At 43.6% G+C, this 1391-nt stretch carries 1 protein-coding gene; it reads left to right on the forward strand.

All coding sequences use genetic code 11. The annotated features are described in order from the left end of the window. The first annotated feature begins 370 nt into the window (after window positions 1-370). Window positions 371-1327: an IS110 family transposase gene (locus JC606_RS23105; protein ID WP_198779540.1), complete on the forward strand. Its 957-nt coding sequence runs from the start codon at window positions 371-373 to the stop codon at window positions 1325-1327. Window positions 1328-1391: the final 64 nt, after the last annotated feature.

Below are 1391 nucleotides of genomic sequence, written 5' to 3' on the forward strand. Positions count from 1 at the left end.
AACCCATCAACATAAGTTTAGCGGATGTTTGACAACCGGGGGAATCCATGTAGCCCTGTTAAGGGGTGAGCAACGCAATACAAAAGTTACCGCACACCATCCAATCACTTAAACCAACGCATAATGAAAATGCCACGCGTTGCGAATCCCTCTTGAACAGTTTGTATGGATAATAAGCACTCCAATCGGGTAAGGTGAGACCCAGACTTTAGCTGCAACTAAAGTTCTTCTATCTGGTAGTTCGATTGAACAGTGGCTCCTCGATTGAGAGACCGATAACAAGTACTAACGTCAGATAGAACTCCAAGCACCACACTCGAATAGTCTTCTGGGTCTCGAGCCCGCATTTGCAAGCAAGAGTTAGCTTATTATGAATACAAACACACTTCAAAACATTAATGTTGGCGTTGATACTGGTAAGTCACAATTAGATATCTATATCCGTCCACTCGACATTTACTTCACCGTACCAAACACCGATAAAGGCATCAGCGATGCCATCAAAGCAATTAAGAAACACAAACCTCAACGCGTCGTCATCGAGGCTACAGGTCGATTAGAAATGCCCTTCATACTCGCCTGTGATAAAGCCAAATTGCCTTATGTCGTTGCCAATCCACTACGTATTAAAAGATTTGCTGAAGCCATTGGTCAACGAGCTAAGAACGACCGTTTAGATGCCGAACTCATCGCACATTATGCCGAACGAGTTCAGCCCGAACTTACCAAGCTAAAAAGCGAAAACATACGCCTTATGAGTGACTTAGTCACGAGGCGGAACCAACTACTCACCATACAAACCATGGAAAGAAACCGACTACAAATATTACCCAAGAACATCTCATCGACTATTACTCCGATTCTAACCGCTCTAAAAAATCAGCTTGAAAAAGTAGAGGCAAAGATAGAAAAGCTGATTGAGAGCTGCCCTGAATATCAAGCTAAGAACACCATCCTTCAAAGCATGCCTGGCGTAGGAAAGATCCTAGCCGCCTCCCTAATTAGCAATGTACCCGAACTCGGTTTTATCACTAACAAGCAAGCCTCTTCTCTCATTGGCGTCGCACCTATAACAAGAGAGAGCGGACGCTTCAAAGGCAAACGGATGATAAAAGGAGGTCGGCCTCAAGTTAGAACAGTCATGTACATGGCAATGATGTCGGCTATCCAATGCAACCCTGTATTTAAGGCTACTTATGAACGATTACTTGCGGCAGGAAAACCTAAAAAAGTAGCGATAGTTGCCTGCATGAGAAAGATGGTTGTGACACTCAATTCAATGCTAAGAGACGGCGCAATGTGGGATAAAGATAGCGTCAAAAATTAACTATTGACGCCATAGTCTCTTATATGGACTCCCCCGTTTCAACAAAAAGAACGATAGATATTCG

This window comes from Vibrio sp. IB15, from assembly GCF_016406055.1.
Lineage (GTDB): Bacteria > Pseudomonadota > Gammaproteobacteria > Enterobacterales > Vibrionaceae > Vibrio > Vibrio chagasii.